The organism is Gallaecimonas zhanjiangensis (assembly GCF_057624825.1).
Map to the genome: position 1 here is coordinate 3,617,147 of NZ_CM172603.1, position 15,371 is coordinate 3,632,517.

Annotated in this window: 19 protein-coding genes; 13 read left to right on the forward strand and 6 right to left on the reverse strand. The window is 59.1% G+C overall.

The window, feature by feature from the left end:
* Positions 1 to 49: 49 nt before the first annotated feature.
* Positions 50 to 1,552 carry an FAD-dependent monooxygenase gene (locus tag AC22G1_RS17095; protein WP_487314437.1) on the reverse strand — a complete coding sequence of 501 codons (1,503 nt, stop codon included), beginning with the start codon at positions 1,550 to 1,552 and terminating at the stop codon, positions 50 to 52.
* Positions 1,553 to 1,667: 115 nt separating this feature from the next.
* On the opposite strand from AC22G1_RS17095, the gene AC22G1_RS17100 reads away from it, so the two are divergent.
* The 3 genes from AC22G1_RS17100 (at position 1,668) to ruvX (ending at position 3,350) form a co-directional block, all read left to right on the forward strand.
* On the forward strand, positions 1,668 to 2,231 hold the full coding sequence (locus AC22G1_RS17100) for a TetR/AcrR family transcriptional regulator (protein WP_487314438.1): 564 nt from the start codon (positions 1,668 to 1,670) through the stop codon (positions 2,229 to 2,231).
* 172 nt (positions 2,232 to 2,403) lie between these two features.
* The gene (locus AC22G1_RS17105; protein WP_487314439.1) at positions 2,404 to 2,934 is read left to right on the forward strand and encodes a YqgE/AlgH family protein; all 531 of its coding nucleotides are present in this window, start codon (positions 2,404 to 2,406) and stop codon (positions 2,932 to 2,934) included.
* Positions 2,934 to 3,350, forward strand: a complete 417-nt coding sequence (gene ruvX / locus AC22G1_RS17110) for a Holliday junction resolvase RuvX (RefSeq protein ID WP_487314440.1) — start codon at positions 2,934 to 2,936, stop codon at positions 3,348 to 3,350. The genes AC22G1_RS17105 and ruvX overlap by 1 nt, the downstream gene beginning before the upstream one ends.
* Positions 3,351 to 3,384: 34 nt before the next feature.
* Here the strand turns inward: ruvX and AC22G1_RS17115 are convergent, their stop codons facing one another.
* Together AC22G1_RS17115 and AC22G1_RS17120 are read right to left on the reverse strand one after the other, a co-directional pair.
* Positions 3,385 to 4,494, reverse strand: a complete 1,110-nt coding sequence (locus tag AC22G1_RS17115) for a PilT/PilU family type 4a pilus ATPase (protein ID WP_487314441.1) — start codon at positions 4,492 to 4,494, stop codon at positions 3,385 to 3,387.
* 14 nt (positions 4,495 to 4,508) lie between these two features.
* On the reverse strand, positions 4,509 to 5,543 hold the full coding sequence (locus tag AC22G1_RS17120; RefSeq protein WP_050657954.1) for a type IV pilus twitching motility protein PilT: 1,035 nt from the start codon (positions 5,541 to 5,543) through the stop codon (positions 4,509 to 4,511).
* Between the two features lie 33 nt (positions 5,544 to 5,576).
* On the opposite strand from AC22G1_RS17120, the gene AC22G1_RS17125 reads away from it, so the two are divergent.
* From AC22G1_RS17125 to AC22G1_RS17170, 10 genes are all read left to right on the forward strand, one after another.
* Positions 5,577 to 6,272 (forward strand): YggS family pyridoxal phosphate-dependent enzyme, encoded by a 696-nt coding sequence (locus tag AC22G1_RS17125; RefSeq protein WP_050657955.1) that lies wholly within the window; start codon positions 5,577 to 5,579, stop codon positions 6,270 to 6,272.
* Between the two features lie 11 nt (positions 6,273 to 6,283).
* Positions 6,284 to 7,099, forward strand: a complete 816-nt coding sequence (proC, locus tag AC22G1_RS17130; RefSeq protein WP_487314442.1) for a pyrroline-5-carboxylate reductase — start codon at positions 6,284 to 6,286, stop codon at positions 7,097 to 7,099.
* Positions 7,099 to 7,644: a YggT family protein gene (locus AC22G1_RS17135; RefSeq protein WP_487314443.1), complete on the forward strand. Its 546-nt coding sequence runs from the start codon at positions 7,099 to 7,101 to the stop codon at positions 7,642 to 7,644. Before proC ends, AC22G1_RS17135 begins: the two co-directional genes overlap by 1 nt.
* The gene (yggU, locus tag AC22G1_RS17140; RefSeq protein ID WP_050657958.1) at positions 7,644 to 7,934 is read left to right on the forward strand and encodes a DUF167 family protein YggU; all 291 of its coding nucleotides are present in this window, start codon (positions 7,644 to 7,646) and stop codon (positions 7,932 to 7,934) included. The genes AC22G1_RS17135 and yggU overlap by 1 nt, the downstream gene beginning before the upstream one ends.
* 34 nt (positions 7,935 to 7,968) lie before the next feature.
* Positions 7,969 to 8,388, forward strand: a complete 420-nt coding sequence (locus AC22G1_RS17145) for a DUF4426 domain-containing protein (protein ID WP_487314444.1) — start codon at positions 7,969 to 7,971, stop codon at positions 8,386 to 8,388.
* A gap of 35 nt (positions 8,389 to 8,423) precedes the next feature.
* Positions 8,424 to 9,014 carry an XTP/dITP diphosphatase gene (locus AC22G1_RS17150; protein ID WP_050657960.1) on the forward strand — a complete coding sequence of 197 codons (591 nt, stop codon included), beginning with the start codon at positions 8,424 to 8,426 and terminating at the stop codon, positions 9,012 to 9,014.
* 7 nt (positions 9,015 to 9,021) lie between these two features.
* On the forward strand, positions 9,022 to 10,149 hold the full coding sequence (gene hemW, locus AC22G1_RS17155) for a radical SAM family heme chaperone HemW (RefSeq protein ID WP_487316746.1): 1,128 nt from the start codon (positions 9,022 to 9,024) through the stop codon (positions 10,147 to 10,149).
* Between the two features lie 81 nt (positions 10,150 to 10,230).
* Positions 10,231 to 12,057, forward strand: a complete 1,827-nt coding sequence (locus AC22G1_RS17160; RefSeq protein ID WP_487314445.1) for a DUF885 domain-containing protein — start codon at positions 10,231 to 10,233, stop codon at positions 12,055 to 12,057.
* Positions 12,058 to 12,210: 153 nt separating this feature from the next.
* On the forward strand, positions 12,211 to 12,747 hold the full coding sequence (locus AC22G1_RS17165; protein WP_487314446.1) for a hypothetical protein: 537 nt from the start codon (positions 12,211 to 12,213) through the stop codon (positions 12,745 to 12,747).
* Positions 12,748 to 12,805: 58 nt separating this feature from the next.
* A complete protein-coding gene (locus AC22G1_RS17170) occupies positions 12,806 to 13,321 on the forward strand; it encodes a hypothetical protein (protein ID WP_487314447.1) in 516 nt (171 codons plus the stop codon).
* 27 nt (positions 13,322 to 13,348) lie between these two features.
* On the opposite strand, the gene AC22G1_RS17175 is transcribed toward AC22G1_RS17170, so the two are convergent.
* The 3 genes from AC22G1_RS17175 to trmB form a co-directional block, all read right to left on the reverse strand.
* Positions 13,349 to 14,128, reverse strand: a complete 780-nt coding sequence (locus AC22G1_RS17175) for a DUF2884 family protein (protein ID WP_050657965.1) — start codon at positions 14,126 to 14,128, stop codon at positions 13,349 to 13,351.
* Positions 14,128 to 14,415 (reverse strand): hypothetical protein, encoded by a 288-nt coding sequence (locus tag AC22G1_RS17180; protein WP_487314448.1) that lies wholly within the window; start codon positions 14,413 to 14,415, stop codon positions 14,128 to 14,130. The genes AC22G1_RS17175 and AC22G1_RS17180 overlap by 1 nt, the downstream gene beginning before the upstream one ends.
* Before the next feature lie 244 nt (positions 14,416 to 14,659).
* Positions 14,660 to 15,364 carry a tRNA (guanosine(46)-N7)-methyltransferase TrmB gene (gene trmB, locus AC22G1_RS17185; RefSeq protein WP_487314449.1) on the reverse strand — a complete coding sequence of 235 codons (705 nt, stop codon included), beginning with the start codon at positions 15,362 to 15,364 and terminating at the stop codon, positions 14,660 to 14,662.
* Positions 15,365 to 15,371 lie beyond the last annotated feature (7 nt).

Consider the following 15,371-nt stretch of genomic DNA (forward strand, 5'->3'; position numbering starts at 1 on the left):
TCCTTGCAAGAGCGGGCCTTGGCCCGGGAATAAAAAGGGGTAGCCGGACTCAGGCGGGGCCAAACCAGCGCACCAGCGCCGCCTCGGCGGTGGCCAAATCGGCGCGGCCTTCGGCCAGCCAGGCCACCACCCCGTCCGGCCTTATCAGCAGCGCCTTGAGACCAAGGGTGTCCTCGGCAGTGCCCGCCAGGTAATCGAGCCGGCCCTGCCAGGGGCGGCACAGGGCGCGAAGGGCCGGGTCATGGGTAAAATCCAGCAGCAGGCCGCGGCCGCTATGGAGCCTTGGCCCCAGGCGGCCACCGCTCAACTCAAAGTCCGGGGCGCTGGCCCCCAGCAAGGGGTGGGCGTCGCCCAGCTCATAGCGCTGGGCCAGGCCCCAGATGCGGCCGATAAAGTAATTCGCCCCGTCCTGGCTCTCGATAAGGTCCTTAAACAAGGCCCCCAGGGCGCGCCCTTGGGTTGACGGGGCCATAACTGCCGCTTGGGCCCGGCTCCAGGCCAGCACCTGGCTGGCGACCGGGCACCGCTCCGCCTGATAGCTGTCCAGCAAACCGGGGTTGGCCCAACCGTTGATGCAGGCTGCCAGCTTCCAGCCCAGGTTGATGGCATCGCCAAGGCCGGTATTGAGGCCCTGGCCTCCCAAGGGAGAGTGGATATGGGCGCTGTCGCCGGCCAGCAGCACCCGCCCCTGGCAATAACGGCTGGCCAGCTTGGCGCGGTCGGTGTGGCTGTGGGCCTGGTGCAGGGCTTTGATGGTGACATCAGTACCGCTTACCCGGCGCAGCAGAGCCTGGGCGTATTCGAGATCTATGGGCTGGTTGCGGTCGAAACGGCCCTGGTCGAACTCGGTCACCATCACCAGCCCTTGGCCAGCCTTGGCGTAAAAGCCAGCCGGGGTGGTTTGAAAACCTGGCTTGAGCAGCTCTGGGCCGGCCAGCTCACAAAGCAGCTGGTAGCCGGTAAAGCTGGGCTCGGTGCCCTCAAAGGCGATGCCCGCCAGCTTACGTACCTGGCTGCGCCCGCCGTCACAGCCCACCAGCCATTGGCCGGCAAAGGTTTCGCCGCCAGTCTGGACTTGCACGCCACCGCCATGCTGCAAGAGGCCCTGCACCTCGGCGCAATAGCGGATGCTGACCCCAAGGGCCAAGGCTCTTTCGGTCAGGGCCCGGTTGAGGGTGGCAAGGTCGGTGAGCGCCGTGCCAAAGGCCGGCCCTGCCAACAGGTAGCGCCAGCGGGACGGGGTAAACCGTTCTGCGTTGATGGGCAGGCGAGCAAAATGGCCGGCGGAGCGAAAGCCCTCATTGGGCTTGACGTGCGCCAGCGCCGCGCCGGTATCGGCCAGCGCGGCGCCCAGCAGGCCCCGGCGATACAGGGCCTCCAGGGAAGGCGTGTTCAGGCCCCTTAGCCCCAAGGGTTGGGCCTTAATGGGATTGGTATCGGCAGGGTCTTTTTCCAACACCAGTACCGCTAGGCCAGCCAGACCCAGCTCCGTTGCCAGGAATAGCCCCACGGGGCCGGCGCCGGCAATAATCACATCAAACTGGCTGTGCAAGGTCTCTCCCAGGTTGGCCAAAAATAGAACCGCTATAAATTTATAGTCACTTAAAAATTTGATCAAGTTAAATTTTGACGGCATCATGGGCACCGTCATCAGGGGAGCCAACACAGTGGGACTGAGAGAACAGAAGAAAAAGCGCACCCGCAAAGCCATTTCCGACATGGCCACGCTGCTCTTTATCGAGCGCGGCTACCATCAGGTCACCACCGCCGAGATCGCCGAAAAGGCCGGGGTGTCGGTGCCGACCCTGTTTAATTACTTCCCCACCAAAGAAGCTATGGTGTTTGATGAAGACCGGGCCATTGAGGCGGGCCTCATCGACACTGTGGTCAAGCGCCGCCCCGGGCAAAGCATTGTGGAAGCGCTGATTGAAACCGGCTTTAGCGGTATCGATGTGGACCACGCCGAACACCAGCAACAGGTAGCAAGCTTTATGGCTCTGGTGGATAACACCCCGGAGCTCAGCCGCTACGCCAAGGACATGTGGCTGCGTCACGAAGCGTCGCTGGCTGGCGCCATCCTGGCGTCAAGCCAAGCGCCCATCAGCCCATTGCAGGCGCAGGTGATTGCCCATTACATCCTCGATGCCTTCCAACGGGCCATTCGCACTCAGGACCCCAACGGCACCCTCAAGGCGCTGCTGACCTTGCTTGCCGATGGTTGGCGCGGTTAGCCAGAGAATGGTCACGCTTTACACGCCAAAGCCCGCCTGCCCTTGAAAAGCCCTGCACCCGCCCCAAGTTAGCTATTTACTGCTGGTCGTAAATGGCCATACTTGGGGAAAGCTCTGACAGGTGCTGCCGATGCGTAGTTTGCAAAATCACTTTCTGATTGCCACGCCTGCCATGCGTGATCCTTACTTTGCCCGCACTGTGACTTACCTTTGCGAGCACAATGACGAAGGGGCCATGGGGCTGGTGGTCAATCACCCGGTCAACATCACCGTGACCGACATGCTGCGCCAGCTCGAGCTGGTGGAAGAAGACGAGCCCGAAACCCTAAGCGGCCGCTATGTGTTTTCCGGTGGCCCGGTGAACCCCGAGCGGGGCTTTGTTATTCACACCCCCAAACGCGGCTATACAGCCAGTTTGTCCCTGGGTGAGGAGTTGATGGTCACCACCTCGGTGGACATTCTCTCGGCCCTTGGCGGCGAGCACGGCCCAGAGCGATTTATGGTGACCCTCGGCTACGCCGGTTGGGAAGCCGGGCAGCTGGAAAAGGAGCTGGCCGACAACTCCTGGCTGCTGGTGCCTGCCGACGGCGATTTTGCCACTGAGCTGCTGTTCAATACCCCGCCCTCCAAGCGCTGGCAAAAAGCCTGCGAACACCTGGGCTTTGATATCTGGCAACTGTCCAACGACGTAGGCCACGCCTGATGCCCAAAACCGTTATTGCCTTTGATCATGGTGCCAAGAGCATCGGTGTGGCCGTGGGCCAGGATGTCACCGGCTCGGCCCAGCCCTTGGCCGCCATCAAAGCGGTGGATGGCCAGCCCAATTGGGAGCTGGTGGAAAAAGTCCTCAAAGCCTGGCAGCCCGATCTGCTGGTAGTGGGCCTGCCGCTCAACATGGACGGCACCGAACAAAACACCACGGCCAGCGCCAAGAAATTTGCCGGGCGCCTCCATGGCCGTTTTGGCCTGGAAGTGGCAACGCAAGATGAGCGCCTGACCACGGCGGCGGCGAAGGAGTGGCTATTTGAGAACGGCGGCTACAGCGCCTTGGAAAAAGGCAAAATCGACTCGGTGTCGGCCTGCCTTATTCTCGAATCCTGGTTTGAAAGCCAGTACTGATAGCGATTGAAAAAGGCGCCCTGGGGCGCCTTTTTTATCGGTCGATGGTGACGTTGTCCAAGGACGTAGTCTTGCCCGTTTCGTTCTGGCTGAGCTTTATCATCAGGCGCAGATCGTTGGGCGAGTCGGCATGGTGCAGGGCGTCGGCGTAGCTTATCTCGCCCTTGGCATAGAGCTCGAACAGGCTGCGGTCGAAGGTCATCATGCCCAGCTCCCGGGAGCGCTCCATGCTGTCTTTCAAGAGGTGAATGTCACCTTTGCGGATCTGCTCTGAAACCAGCGGCGAGTGCAGCAAAATCTCGGCCGCCACCATGCGGCCAGAGCCATCTCGTTTGGGCACCAGTTGCTGGGCGACAATGGCCTTGAGGTTAAGGCTCATGTCGAACAGGAACTGCTCGTGCTTTTCACGGGGCACCAGGTGCAGCACCCTTTCTAGCGCCTGGTTGGCGTTGTTGGCGTGCAAGGTGGCCATACAGAGGTGGCCGGTTTCGGCAAAGGCCAGGGCAAACTCCATGGTCTCCTTGGTACGAATTTCCCCAAGCAAAATCACATCCGGCGCCTGGCGCAGGCTGTTTTTCAGCGCCACCTCGAAAGACTCGCAATCGATGCCCACTTCCCGTTGGGTGATGATGGAGCGTTTGTGCTCGTGCACGAATTCGATGGGATCTTCGATGGTGACGATATGGCCGCGGCTGTTCTCGTTGCGATAGCCCACCATGGCCGCCAGGGTGGTGGACTTACCAGTACCGGTGGCCCCCACCATCAGCACCAGGCCGCGCTTGGTCATCACGATGTCTTTGAGGATGGGCGGCAGATCCAGCTCCTCGATGGAGGGGATCTTGGTTTGGATGCGGCGCAGCACCATGCCGGCGGCATCGCGCTGGGTAAACACCGACACCCGAAACCGCCCTACCCCTTTGACGCTGATAGCAAAGTTGGCGTCTTTGTGGTCACGAAACTCATCAAGCTGGCGCTCGTTCATCACGCTTTCCACCAGGCTCTTGGCCTCGGCCATGGAGAGGCGCTGGTCGGCCACAGGGCGAATTTCGCCGTTGATCTTCAAACAAGGCGGCAGGCCGGAGGTAATGAACAGATCCGAGGCATTGAGCTCGCCCATGCGTTGCAGCAGGCTTTTCATGTCCATGGCGCACTCCCCTTTTAGAAGGCGTTTTTATCCACCGCTTTGGCGCGGGCGTCGAGGCGGTTGATAAGGTTACGGTTCACCAGTTCTTTCATGCATTGGTCGAGGGTCTGCATGCCGTGGGTCATACCGGTTTGGATGGCCGAATACATCTGGGCCACCTTGTCTTCGCGGATAAGGTTACGAATGGCCGGGGTACCAATCATGATCTCGTGGGCCGCCACCCGGCCGCCGCCGGTTTTCTTCAACAGCGTTTGGGAAATAACCGCTTGCAAGGATTCGGACAGCATGGAGCGGACCATGGATTTTTCTGCGGCCGGGAATACGTCGATGATACGGTCGATGGTTTTGGCCGCCGAGCTGGTGTGCAGGGTGCCAAATACCAGGTGGCCGGTTTCGGCGGCGGTAAGCGCCAGGCGGATGGTTTCTAAATCCCGCATCTCGCCCACCAGTACCACGTCGGGGTCTTCACGGAGCGCCGAGCGCAGGGCGTTGGCAAAGCTGTGGGTGTCGCGGTGCACTTCCCGTTGGTTGACCAGGCATTTTTTGTTCTCGTGCACGAATTCGATGGGGTCTTCGATGGTGAGAATGTGGTCGTGGCGGTTGTCGTTCACATAATCGATCATCGCCGCCAGGGTGGTGGATTTACCGGAGCCGGTGGGGCCGGTCACCAGCACCAGGCCACGGGGCTTGGTGACGATGTCTTTAAAGATGGCTGGCGCCCCCAGGTCGTCCAGGGTCAGCACCTTGGACGGGATGGTCCGAAATACCGCCGCCGCGCCACGGTTTTGGTTGAAGGCGTTAACACGAAAACGCGCCACCCCGGGCACTTCGAAGGAGAAGTCTACTTCCAGGAACTCTTCGTATTCCTTGCGCTGCTTATCGTTCATGATGTCGTAGATAAGCGAGTGCACTTCTTTGTGCTCTAAGGCCGGCAGGTTGATGCGGCGCACATCGCCGTCAACCCGGATAAGGGGCGGAACGCCCGCAGAGATATGCAAGTCAGAGGCATTGTGCTTGACGCTGAATGCCAGGAGTTCGGTAATATCCATGTTCTTGTTATCACTCTTGAACTGCGGGCCAACATGACAACCATAGCAGAACGCTTGCATGACGCGGCAGCGCGCATCGCCAAGGCCGCAACGGTTTCAGGCCGGAACCCGGATGCCATTAGTCTGCTTGCGGTAAGCAAGCGAAAACCCCTCGAGGATGTCGTTGCCGCCCTGGCCGCAGGCCAGCTGGCGTTCGGTGAGAATTATGTGCAGGAAGGGGTGGAGAAGATCCAGGCCCTGTCTGCCGCCCATCCCGGCCATAAGGCGCAGTGGCATCTTATTGGCCCCCTCCAGTCCAATAAGACGGCGCTGGTGGCTGAGCACTTCGATTGGGTGCAAAGCCTGGACCGCGCCAAAATCGCCAAACGCCTCGACGAACAAAGACCGGCTCACCTTAAACCCATCCAAATTTGCATACAAGTGAACATCAGTGGTGAACAAAGTAAGTCTGGTGTTAGCCCCGATGAGGTCCTGGCCCTTGCCGCAGCCATCAGCGCCCTGCCTAAGCTTACCCTGCGCGGGCTGATGGCCATTGGCAGTGATGCCGGCCCAGACACCCAGCACCGCGAGTTTCACGCCATGAAAACCCTCTTTGACGAGCTTAAGGGCCGGTATCCCCAGGTAGACACTTTGTCTATGGGGATGAGCGGCGACCTGGAAATCGCTATCATGGAGGGCACCACTATGGTTCGCCTGGGTACCGCCCTGTTCGGTGCCCGTACCAACTGACAAGGTTGAACATGGAACACAAGCACATTGCATTTATCGGCGCTGGCAATATGTCCGGCGCCATCATGGGGGGCCTGGTGGCCTCCGGTTACCCCGCCAAGGCCATCACCGCTGCCAATCGCTCCGAGGGTAAGCTCGAGACCCTGGCCGATGAACTGGGTATCAATACCACCACCGACAACCTCAAGGCGGCCGAAGCCGCCGACGTGGTGGTGCTGGGGGTCAAACCCAACATGATGGAAGGGGTGGTCAAACAGCTGGCGCACCTCAACGACGGCAAGAAGCTGTTTATCTCCATCGCTGCCGGGGTCACCCTGGCCCATTTTGAAGCCTGGTTTGGCAAAGCGGTCCCGATGATCCGCACCATGCCCAACACCCCGTCCCTGGTGGGCCTGGGCATGACCGGCCTGTACGCCTCAGACACCACCAACAAAGACGACAAAGCCATCAGCGATATGCTGATGCGGGCCGTGGGTAAAACCGCCTGGGTGAAAACCGAAATCGAACTGGACCACATCATCGCCGCCGCCGGCTCCGCCCCGGCCTACTTCTTCCTCTTTATGGAAGCCATGGAAGCCAAAGCCATAGAACTGGGCTTTGACGCCGCCACCGCCCGCGAGCTGGTGCAGCAAACAGCCAGTGGCGCTGCGGAAATGGTACGCCGCCGCGACATGCCCATCCGCGAGCTGCGCCGCCAGGTCACCTCCCCCGGCGGCACCACCGCCAAGGCCATTGAGTCCTTCCAGGCCGCTGGCCTTGAGAAGATCGTTGCAGACGCCATGGACGCCGCCATCAGCCGCGCGGCAGAAATGGCCAAGGAGCTTTGATGAACGCCTTTGTATTTTTGTTCAAGACCCTGTTTGAGCTCTACATCATGGTGGTGTTGCTGCGGGTCTGGTTGCAGTGGGCCAAGGCGGACTTCTACAACCCCTTCAGCCAATTTGTGGTCAAGGCCACCCAGCCCATAGTGCGGCCGCTGCGCAAGGTGATCCCTTCTCTTGGCCCCATCGACACTGCCTCGGTGCTGTTTGCACTGGTGCTGAGCGGCCTGGAAGTGATAGTGCTTAACCTTATTCTCGGTGGTGGCATACCGCCGCTGCTGTCAATACTGTTTACCGGCGCTATTTTGCTGGTTTCCAACATCTTCCAGCTGATCATCTACGTGATCTTCGCCGGCGTGATTTTAAGCTGGGTGGTACGAGGCTATCACCCGGTGGCGGCAGCACTGTTCCAGCTCACCGAGCCGCTGCTTCGCCCCATCCGCAGCATTTTGCCCAATATGGGCGGCCTGGACCTTTCCCCCATGGTGCTGCTGCTGGGCCTGTACTTTATTCGCATCTTGCTGACCGATCTGACCGGCATCGGTTTTTAATGAGCGCATTTGAATGGCAGGACCAGGATCTGGTCCTGCATCTTTATGTGCAGCCCAAAGCCAGCCGCGACAGCTTTGCCGGCCTGCACGGCGATGAGCTGAAACTGGCCATCACCGCCCCGCCGGTGGATGGCAAAGCCAACGAACACATCCGCAAATACCTCGCCAAACAGTGCCGCATCGCCAAAAGCCAGGTGCTGATTGAAAAGGGCGAGCTGGGGCGCCACAAGAAGGTGCGACTTTGCGGCCCGTTAACGCCGCCCCCCGACTGGGACTGGCTCACCGGCTAAACTGTGCCCAAGCCCACCACGGACTTGGCATCCCATGAATTACCGCCCGCTGCTGCTGTTATTGCTGAGCTTTTGCCTGCATGCCGAGCAAAAGCAGGACTTTGGCCCCTACCGCGTCCATTACCAGGCGCTGCCCACCACCTTTCTGACCCCGGCCATCGCTGGCCAATACCATATCCGGCGTAGCCGCTATGAAGGGCTGGTTACCGTCACGGTACTCGATAGCCGCCACGGCAACAGGGCGATAAGGGCCGTGCTGGACGGCACCGCCACCAACAGGGTGGGCAACCAGAGACGGTTGTCCTTTCGGGAAGTGATTGAAGGGGACGCCATCTATTACCTGGCAACCCTGCCGGTCAGCCACCAGGAACATTTTGTCTTTGCCATTACCCTACGCCCTGCCGGTGGCCCGCCCCTGGCGCTGCGTTTTGACCACCGTTTCTACACCGACTGATGTGCTACACTAGCGCCCCGAATTTTGGAGGTGCCATGAGTAAGATTGTCCTGGCTACCGGCAACGCCGGTAAGGTGCGCGAGCTGGACGCCATGTTGGCGCCGCTTAAATTGCACGTTGTCGCCCAGAGCGAATTCGATGTGCCGGAAGTGGCCGAAACCGGCACCACCTTCGTGGAAAACGCCATCATCAAAGCCCGCCATGCCGCCCGCATTACCGGCCTGCCGGCCATTGCCGACGATTCGGGCCTGGTGGTGGATGCCCTGGGCGGGGCGCCGGGTATTTATTCGGCCCGCTACAGCGGCGAAGGCGCCACCGATGCCAAGAACATCGACAAACTGCTGGCCGAGCTGCAAGACGTGCCGATGGATGCCCGCAGCGCCCGCTTTATCTGCTGCCTGGTGTACCTGCGCCACGCCGACGACCCCACCCCCATCATCTGCGAAGGGGCCTGGGAAGGGCGTATCGCCCGGGAAGCCTTTGGCGAAGGCGGCTTTGGTTACGATCCGGTGTTTTATGTACCGGCCCTGGCCAAAACCGCCGCCGAGCTCAGCAAGGAAGAGAAAAACGCTGTCAGCCACCGGGGCCAGGCCCTCAAGGCGCTGCTGGCCAAGCTGGGGGAATAAGGTGACGCTGCCGCCGCTCTCGCTCTATATCCATATTCCCTGGTGCGTGGAAAAGTGCCCCTATTGCGACTTTAACTCCCACGCCATCAAGGACGGCATTCCTGAAGCCGAGTACGTGGACGCCCTACTGGCCGACTTAGAGGCCGATCTGTCCCTGGCCGGCGGCCGCACCTTGCAGAGCATTTTTATTGGCGGCGGCACCCCCAGCGTGTTCTCGACCGAGGCCATAGCCCGGCTGCTGGCCGGGGTGAAAGCCCGCATTCCCTTTAGCGACGATATCGAGATCACCCTCGAAGCCAACCCTGGCACCGTGGAAGCGGATAAATTCAAGGGCTTTGCCGAAGGTGGCGTCAACCGCCTGTCGATTGGCGTGCAAAGCCTGCAGCAGGACAAACTCAACCTGCTGGGGCGCATTCATGGCCCGGGCGAAGCCCTGCGCGCCGCCGCTCTCGCCGCCGATTGCGGGGTGAGAAGCTTTAACCTCGACTTGATGCACGGCCTGCCCAATCAGCGCCAGGAAGATGCCCTGGACGACCTTCGCCAAGCCATTGCCTGCAACCCGGCGCACCTGTCCTGGTACCAGCTCACCATCGAGCCCAACACCCTTTTTGCCAGTAAGCCGCCGGTACTGCCCGACGACGACACCCTTTGGGCCATCCAGGAAGCTGGCCACGAGCTGCTGCTGGCAGCGGGGTATCGCCAATATGAGATCTCCGCCTACGCCAAGCCCGGCTTTGAGGCCCGCCACAACCTCAACTACTGGCGGTTTGGCGACTACCTCGGCATTGGCTGCGGCGCCCACGGCAAGCTCACGCAAAAAGACGGCCGCATTCTTCGCACCGTCAAGGTACGCCACCCCAAGGGCTACCTAGACTCCAGCCGCTCATTTATGGACCAACTGCTGGCGGTAGAGGCAGACGAGCTGCCGTTCGAGTTCTTTATGAACCGGCTGCGGCTCTTTGAAGACGTACCCAAGGCCGACTTTACCCATCGTACCGGCCTGCCGCTGGCCCTTGCCCAGCAGCAACTGGCCGATGCCTTTGCCAAGGGCCTGATGGTGGAAACCGACAGCCACTGGCAGGTCACCGAACAGGGGCATCGCTACCTTAATCAGCTGCTTGCCTCATTTTTGTAACCTTTCATAACCAGCAGCCGACAAAAAAATCGCCATTGGGTTAACATTGCCGCTCCTTGAAGCCCTTGCCCTGGAGAACCCATGGTGTTTCGTTCCGGTATCCTGGCCGCCGTGCTGGCTGCGTCGTTGTCCGCCTGCACCCAAATGCCCCATAACCACACTAAGGTGCCAGAATCCGAGCTAAGCCAGGCTCAGCTACACGAGCGGGCCCAGGCCCTTTTCCAGGCCTACTTTGATGCCGAAGTAGCGGCCAGCCCCATGTGGCAGACCGAACTGGGTATGGACACCAACAAGGGTAAATGGGACGACATCTCCGACCGGGCCGAAGAAGACAAAGTGGCCAGGGCGCAGCTGATGCTGCAACGGCTTGACCAGCTGGACAGCAATCGCCTCTCCCCCCAGGACCAGCTCAGTTGGACCCTGTTGACCCAGCAGCTGCAAAGCACCATCGAAGGCTTCAAGTGGCGCCATTACGACTACCCAGTCAACCAGATGTATGGCTGGCACAGCGAGCCGGCGGCGTTTCTTATTAACAGCCAGCAGATAAACAGCAATGACGATGCCTGGGCCTATATTCGCAGGCTAAGGGCAATGCCGGATCTGTTCCGCCAACTGGAGAACAACCTCAGGGTACGGGCCGATGAGGGGATCATCGCGCCGGCCTTTGTGTTTGAGCACGTCAAAAGCGATATCGCCAACCTCACCCGTGGCTACCCCTTCGAGACCGGCCAACCGGACAACCCGCTGATGGCCGATTTTCGGGCCAAGGTGGCCAAGGTGGCCGGGCTCAACCAATACCGCCTGAACGCCGAGGCCGCCGATGCCCTGCGCACCAAGGTTGGCCCGGCCTATCGCCGTTTGCTGAGCACCATCGACAAGCTGGAAAAACGTGCCGACGATAACGACGGCGCCTGGAAATTCCCCCAGGGCGATGCCTTCTACCAGTGGCGCCTCAAGGAAATCACCACCACCGACCTCAGCGCCACACAAATTCACCAACTGGGGCTCGCGCAGGTCAAGCGTATCCAAAAGGAGATGCTGGCCATCAAGAACCAGGTGGGTTTTAAAGGAGACTTGCAGGCCTTCTTTGAGTACATGCGTAGCAGCCCGCAGTTTTTCTACCCCAATACCGAGCAGGGCCGGGCCCGGTACCTAACAGAAGCCACCGCCCTGATTGACGACATGAAAGCCCGCCTGCCGGAGCTGTTTACCCTGATGCCCAAAGCCGAGCTGGATGTAAAAGCGGTGGAGCCATTTCGGGAAAAATCCGCAGGCAAGGCCTTTTACCAAGGGCCGGCCCCGGACGGCTCCCGGCCCGGGCGCTATTACGTCAACCTCTACAACATGAAAGACATGCCGGTCTATCAAATGGCGGCGCTGGCCTACCATGAGGGCATTCCCGGCCACCATATGCAGATCGCCATCGCCCAAGAGCTCAAGGACATCCCCATGTTCCGCCGTTACGGCCACTACACCGCCTATATCGAGGGTTGGGGCCTGTACGCCGAAGAACTCCCCAAGGAGATTGGCCTTTACCAGGACCCTTACAGCGACTTTGGCCGCCTGGCCATGGAGCTGTGGCGCGCCTGCCGGTTGGTGGTGGATACCGGCATCCATGCCCAGCACTGGACCCGCCAGCAAGCCATTGATTATCTTCTGGCCAACACCCCCAACCCCAAGGGCGATGTGGTCAAGGCCACCGAGCGCTATATCGTGATGCCGGGCCAGGCTACCGCCTACATGGTGGGTAAACTCAAAATCATGGCGTTAAGGGAAGAGGCTCAAAAAGCCCTGGGCAAGGATTTTGATATTCGCGCCTTCCACGACCAGCTCCTTGCCAACGGCCCCTTGCCCCTCAATGTGCTGCAAAAGCAGACTGAGGCCTGGATTAAGGCACAAAGCAATTGATTTATCTTGGGAAAGCAATAAGCTCTGGTAGCTGAAGTTGTACTTAAATCAAAGGAGTAGTCGATGCCTGGCACAAATCAGAACGGTGAAACCCCAGAGCCAACAGACGATTCTGGCAAAAAACAGAACTGACCCCCAGTTCATATGCATCCCATGACCATTATTGAGCTATTTAACAGCTCGGCATTGGTGCTTATTACAGCCGCTTGGTTAGTCTCCAAAGACGCCAAGCGGCTTATTGTGCTGATACTTGCCAACTATGCCATCTGGTATGGGCTGGAATTTTCGCTGACCCACTACGATGGGAAGGAATTCACCTTCAGCGTTGGAAATTCCTATTACCTGCTGCAAGCCGCCAGGGAAGTGGTCATTCTTGCCTTCCTGCTTGAGGCATGGATGCAAAACAAGGCCAGTGCCTTTTGGTGTAAAGCCTACCTCAGCGTGTTGGCCATCTCGGCATCCTGCAATGTGATTATGGCGGCAGACGCCAGTACCGAAGTAGGCTACGCCATAGCAGGTAAAGGTGGTTTTAGAGCCTTTCACTACTACGTAAATCAGGCCATACCCTTGGCTGAAATCCTTATCGCCTGGGGCAGCAGCAATAACGTTATTAGCCGTTTTTTCAAAAGATCGTTCACATCCCCCGTGGAAAACGCCCTTCCAAACGACTCTTCCGGCAAAGCTGATTGACCTTCGCGCCCTGACACCAGACACTAGCCGCTGCGTTTGATTTTGCGGTGCTTGGCTTTTGGAAGACTTCATCAACGGTGACTACCTCAATATTCTGGCTTGCAGCCTGATATTGCTGGCTTTGATAACGGCCAGAAAGGAGCGCCGCCTGCCCCTGGTTATCTTGAGCAACTATGCCGCCTACGGGGTGTTGGCTTGGTTGTCCGATGACTATGAGAACAACATATTCCTGGGGGACCACGAATTCTACGGGCTTTGGTACCTTATCAACGCACTGCGGGAAATCGTGATCCTGGCCTTTGTCTTTGAAGGGCTGTTAAAAGCCCAGCAAGGCCGCAAGCCCTACTGGGTGTATTTCGGGGTGCTGCTGATCTCCATCTCCGCCAGCCTGCTGCTGGCGCTGTCCGACGTAACCGGCAAGGATTACCTGTGGAGCATCCACCTGCAGGCCATCTACCTGATCCCCTTTGCCGAGATAGCCGTGTCCTGGTGGGGAAGCGATAATCTTTTCAACCGCCGTTACAGCACCCGGCGCCAACCGGTTCCCATCGAAAAAATCGCCACCAGCTATTAAAAAACGCCGCATTAAGCGGCGTTTTCGTTATTGCTCGATAACCTCGACCCAGCCGTCGAACTGGGATTTAAAGGCATTGTCTTGTTTGTCGATGGCCATCAGCTGGCCACACAGGGCATTGGCGTCAGACTTGATGGCGTCGCCCTTGGCATCGGCCTCGGCTTCAATCTTCTTGGCCTTGCTTTCCAGGTTATCGGCCCAGGCCTGGATGTTCTCCTCAAAGCTGCCGTCGCCGCTGCTCATGGCCTGGCCCAACTGGCTGAACATATTGCCCATGGACTTTTGCACCGCCCTTTCGATGCGCTTTTCAAAGTCCTTACCGAGAAAATCGTCGTTGTCTTGGTCCCAGCTGCCGGCCCCGACATACCAGGTGCCGCCCTGCTCATGGAGTTTGCTGTCCAGCTTGACCCGCGCCTCGGCAAGGCCTGCTTCAACTTCATCGGCGGCGTCCGTACCCAGCACGTCTTTCAGTACTCCTGTCGTGACCTCTGCCGCTAAATCCAGGGCTTTTAGCCCCAGGCGGGCGGCGCTTTCGGCGCTGGTGCGAAGGTCGCGGTTAAAGCCGTCCAGAGCCTGGCGCTGCTGGGCGCTGAGGGACTGGGTTTTACCCCCTATCACCAAGGTGCCGTCCTGGTAGCGCATCAGGGTTTTGTCTTTGTCAGCAACCGTGAACCCTGATTTATCCAGACGCATGTCGTGGGGCAGGGTCATTTCGCATTTTTCATCCAGGTTCAAATTCATATTGGTTGCCTGGGCCAGCGGCGCCAGCAGCAGCAAAGAAAGGGCGGGGATCAGTGCTTTTTTCATCAGAAGCTCCTTGGCTGATTCTGACTGTGAGCAATCAAACTACATGCCAACAGTAAAAACACTGATGAATCAAAAAGATATAAATTCAACTCACTGATCTGGCTGGTGATTTTCACCAGCTTTTGGCGAATTCGCCAAAGGGCGGGTTGATAAGCTAGTGCCGTGAGAAGGGGCCAGGCGAATGGCCTTAGATAGAGCCGCCAACGCCGTGCAAATGGGTGCAGCAGTGCAAGGCGCGTAGCGAAGGAAAGCAGGGCAATGGGCGCCGTCATGGCGAGTGCAGTCATACAAAGGCGCGTCGCGAACGACATTCAAACAAGGCAGCGGTCCAGGGAAAAGCGCAGTTTACTCATTGGTAAATGAGCATTTTCCCTGGGCCGCTAACGCCGTATGAATGAGTGCAGTAGCGCAAGGCGCGTCGCGAACGACGGCAGGATAAGGCGAATTGCCCTGGGAAAGCGCAGTTTACTCTTGTGTAAATGAGCATTGACCAGGGCAATTCAACGCAGTCATGGCGAGTGCAGTAGCGCCTTATTCAACGCGCTCGAACATCAGATCCCACACCCCATGCCCCAACCGCTCGCCGCGGGCTTCAAACTTGGTTTTGGGCCTGTGCTCGGGGCGCGGCACGTAGTCGTTACTGGCAGACTGGTTTTGATAACCCGGCGCCGCGCTCATCACTTCCAGCATGTGCTCGGCGTAGTTTTCCCAGTCGGTGGCCATATGGAATACGCCGCCAATGGCGAGCTTTTTGCGCAGGCTCTCGGCAAATTCGAGCTGCACGATGCGGCGCTTGTGGTGGCGCTTTTTGTGCCAAGGGTCGGGGAAAAAGAGCTGCATCCGCGCCAGGCTGCCATCGGGAATGTTGTCGGCCAGCACTTCCACGGCATCGTGCTCAAACACCCGCAGGTTGGTGACACCAGCTTCACTGGCCGCCATCAGGCAGGCGCCCACACCGGGCTTGTGCACCTCGATGCCGATAAAGTTGAGCTCGGGGGCAGCTTGAGCCATTTCCACCAGGCTTTTGCCCATGCCAAAGCCGATTTCCAGCACCACCGGGTTGCTGTTGCCAAAGACCTTGGCAAAATCCAGCAGCCCCATGCTGTGCTCAAGGCCCATGGTAGGCCAATTGGCTTCCAGGGCCTGGGACTGGCCTTTGGTCAGGCGCCCTTCGCGGCGCACAAAGCTACGTATCTTACGCAGATAAGGCGTATTTTCGGCGTTTTGCTCGGACATCTGAGGC

Bases quoted from the DNA above. Each gene is read 5' to 3' on its own strand.
- AC22G1_RS17105 (WP_487314439.1), top strand. From the start codon at position 2,404: ATGCGTGATCCTTACTTTGCCCGCACTGTGACTTACCTTTGCGAGCAC.
- ruvX (WP_487314440.1), top strand. From the start codon at position 2,934: ATGCCCAAAACCGTTATTGCCTTTGATCATGGTGCCAAGAGCATCGGT.
- AC22G1_RS17115 (WP_487314441.1), bottom strand. From the start codon at position 4,494: ATGGACATGAAAAGCCTGCTGCAACGCATGGGCGAGCTCAATGCCTCG.
- AC22G1_RS17120 (WP_050657954.1), bottom strand. From the start codon at position 5,543: ATGGATATTACCGAACTCCTGGCATTCAGCGTCAAGCACAATGCCTCT.
- AC22G1_RS17125 (WP_050657955.1), top strand. From the start codon at position 5,577: ATGACAACCATAGCAGAACGCTTGCATGACGCGGCAGCGCGCATCGCC.
- proC (WP_487314442.1), top strand. From the start codon at position 6,284: ATGGAACACAAGCACATTGCATTTATCGGCGCTGGCAATATGTCCGGC.
- AC22G1_RS17135 (WP_487314443.1), top strand. From the start codon at position 7,099: ATGAACGCCTTTGTATTTTTGTTCAAGACCCTGTTTGAGCTCTACATC.
- yggU (WP_050657958.1), top strand. From the start codon at position 7,644: ATGAGCGCATTTGAATGGCAGGACCAGGATCTGGTCCTGCATCTTTAT.
- AC22G1_RS17145 (WP_487314444.1), top strand. From the start codon at position 7,969: ATGAATTACCGCCCGCTGCTGCTGTTATTGCTGAGCTTTTGCCTGCAT.
- AC22G1_RS17150 (WP_050657960.1), top strand. From the start codon at position 8,424: ATGAGTAAGATTGTCCTGGCTACCGGCAACGCCGGTAAGGTGCGCGAG.
- AC22G1_RS17160 (WP_487314445.1), top strand. From the start codon at position 10,231: ATGGTGTTTCGTTCCGGTATCCTGGCCGCCGTGCTGGCTGCGTCGTTG.
- AC22G1_RS17165 (WP_487314446.1), top strand. From the start codon at position 12,211: ATGACCATTATTGAGCTATTTAACAGCTCGGCATTGGTGCTTATTACA.
- AC22G1_RS17175 (WP_050657965.1), bottom strand. From the start codon at position 14,128: ATGAAAAAAGCACTGATCCCCGCCCTTTCTTTGCTGCTGCTGGCGCCG.
- AC22G1_RS17180 (WP_487314448.1), bottom strand. From the start codon at position 14,415: ATGACTGCACTCGCCATGACGGCGCCCATTGCCCTGCTTTCCTTCGCT.
- trmB (WP_487314449.1), bottom strand. From the start codon at position 15,364: ATGTCCGAGCAAAACGCCGAAAATACGCCTTATCTGCGTAAGATACGT.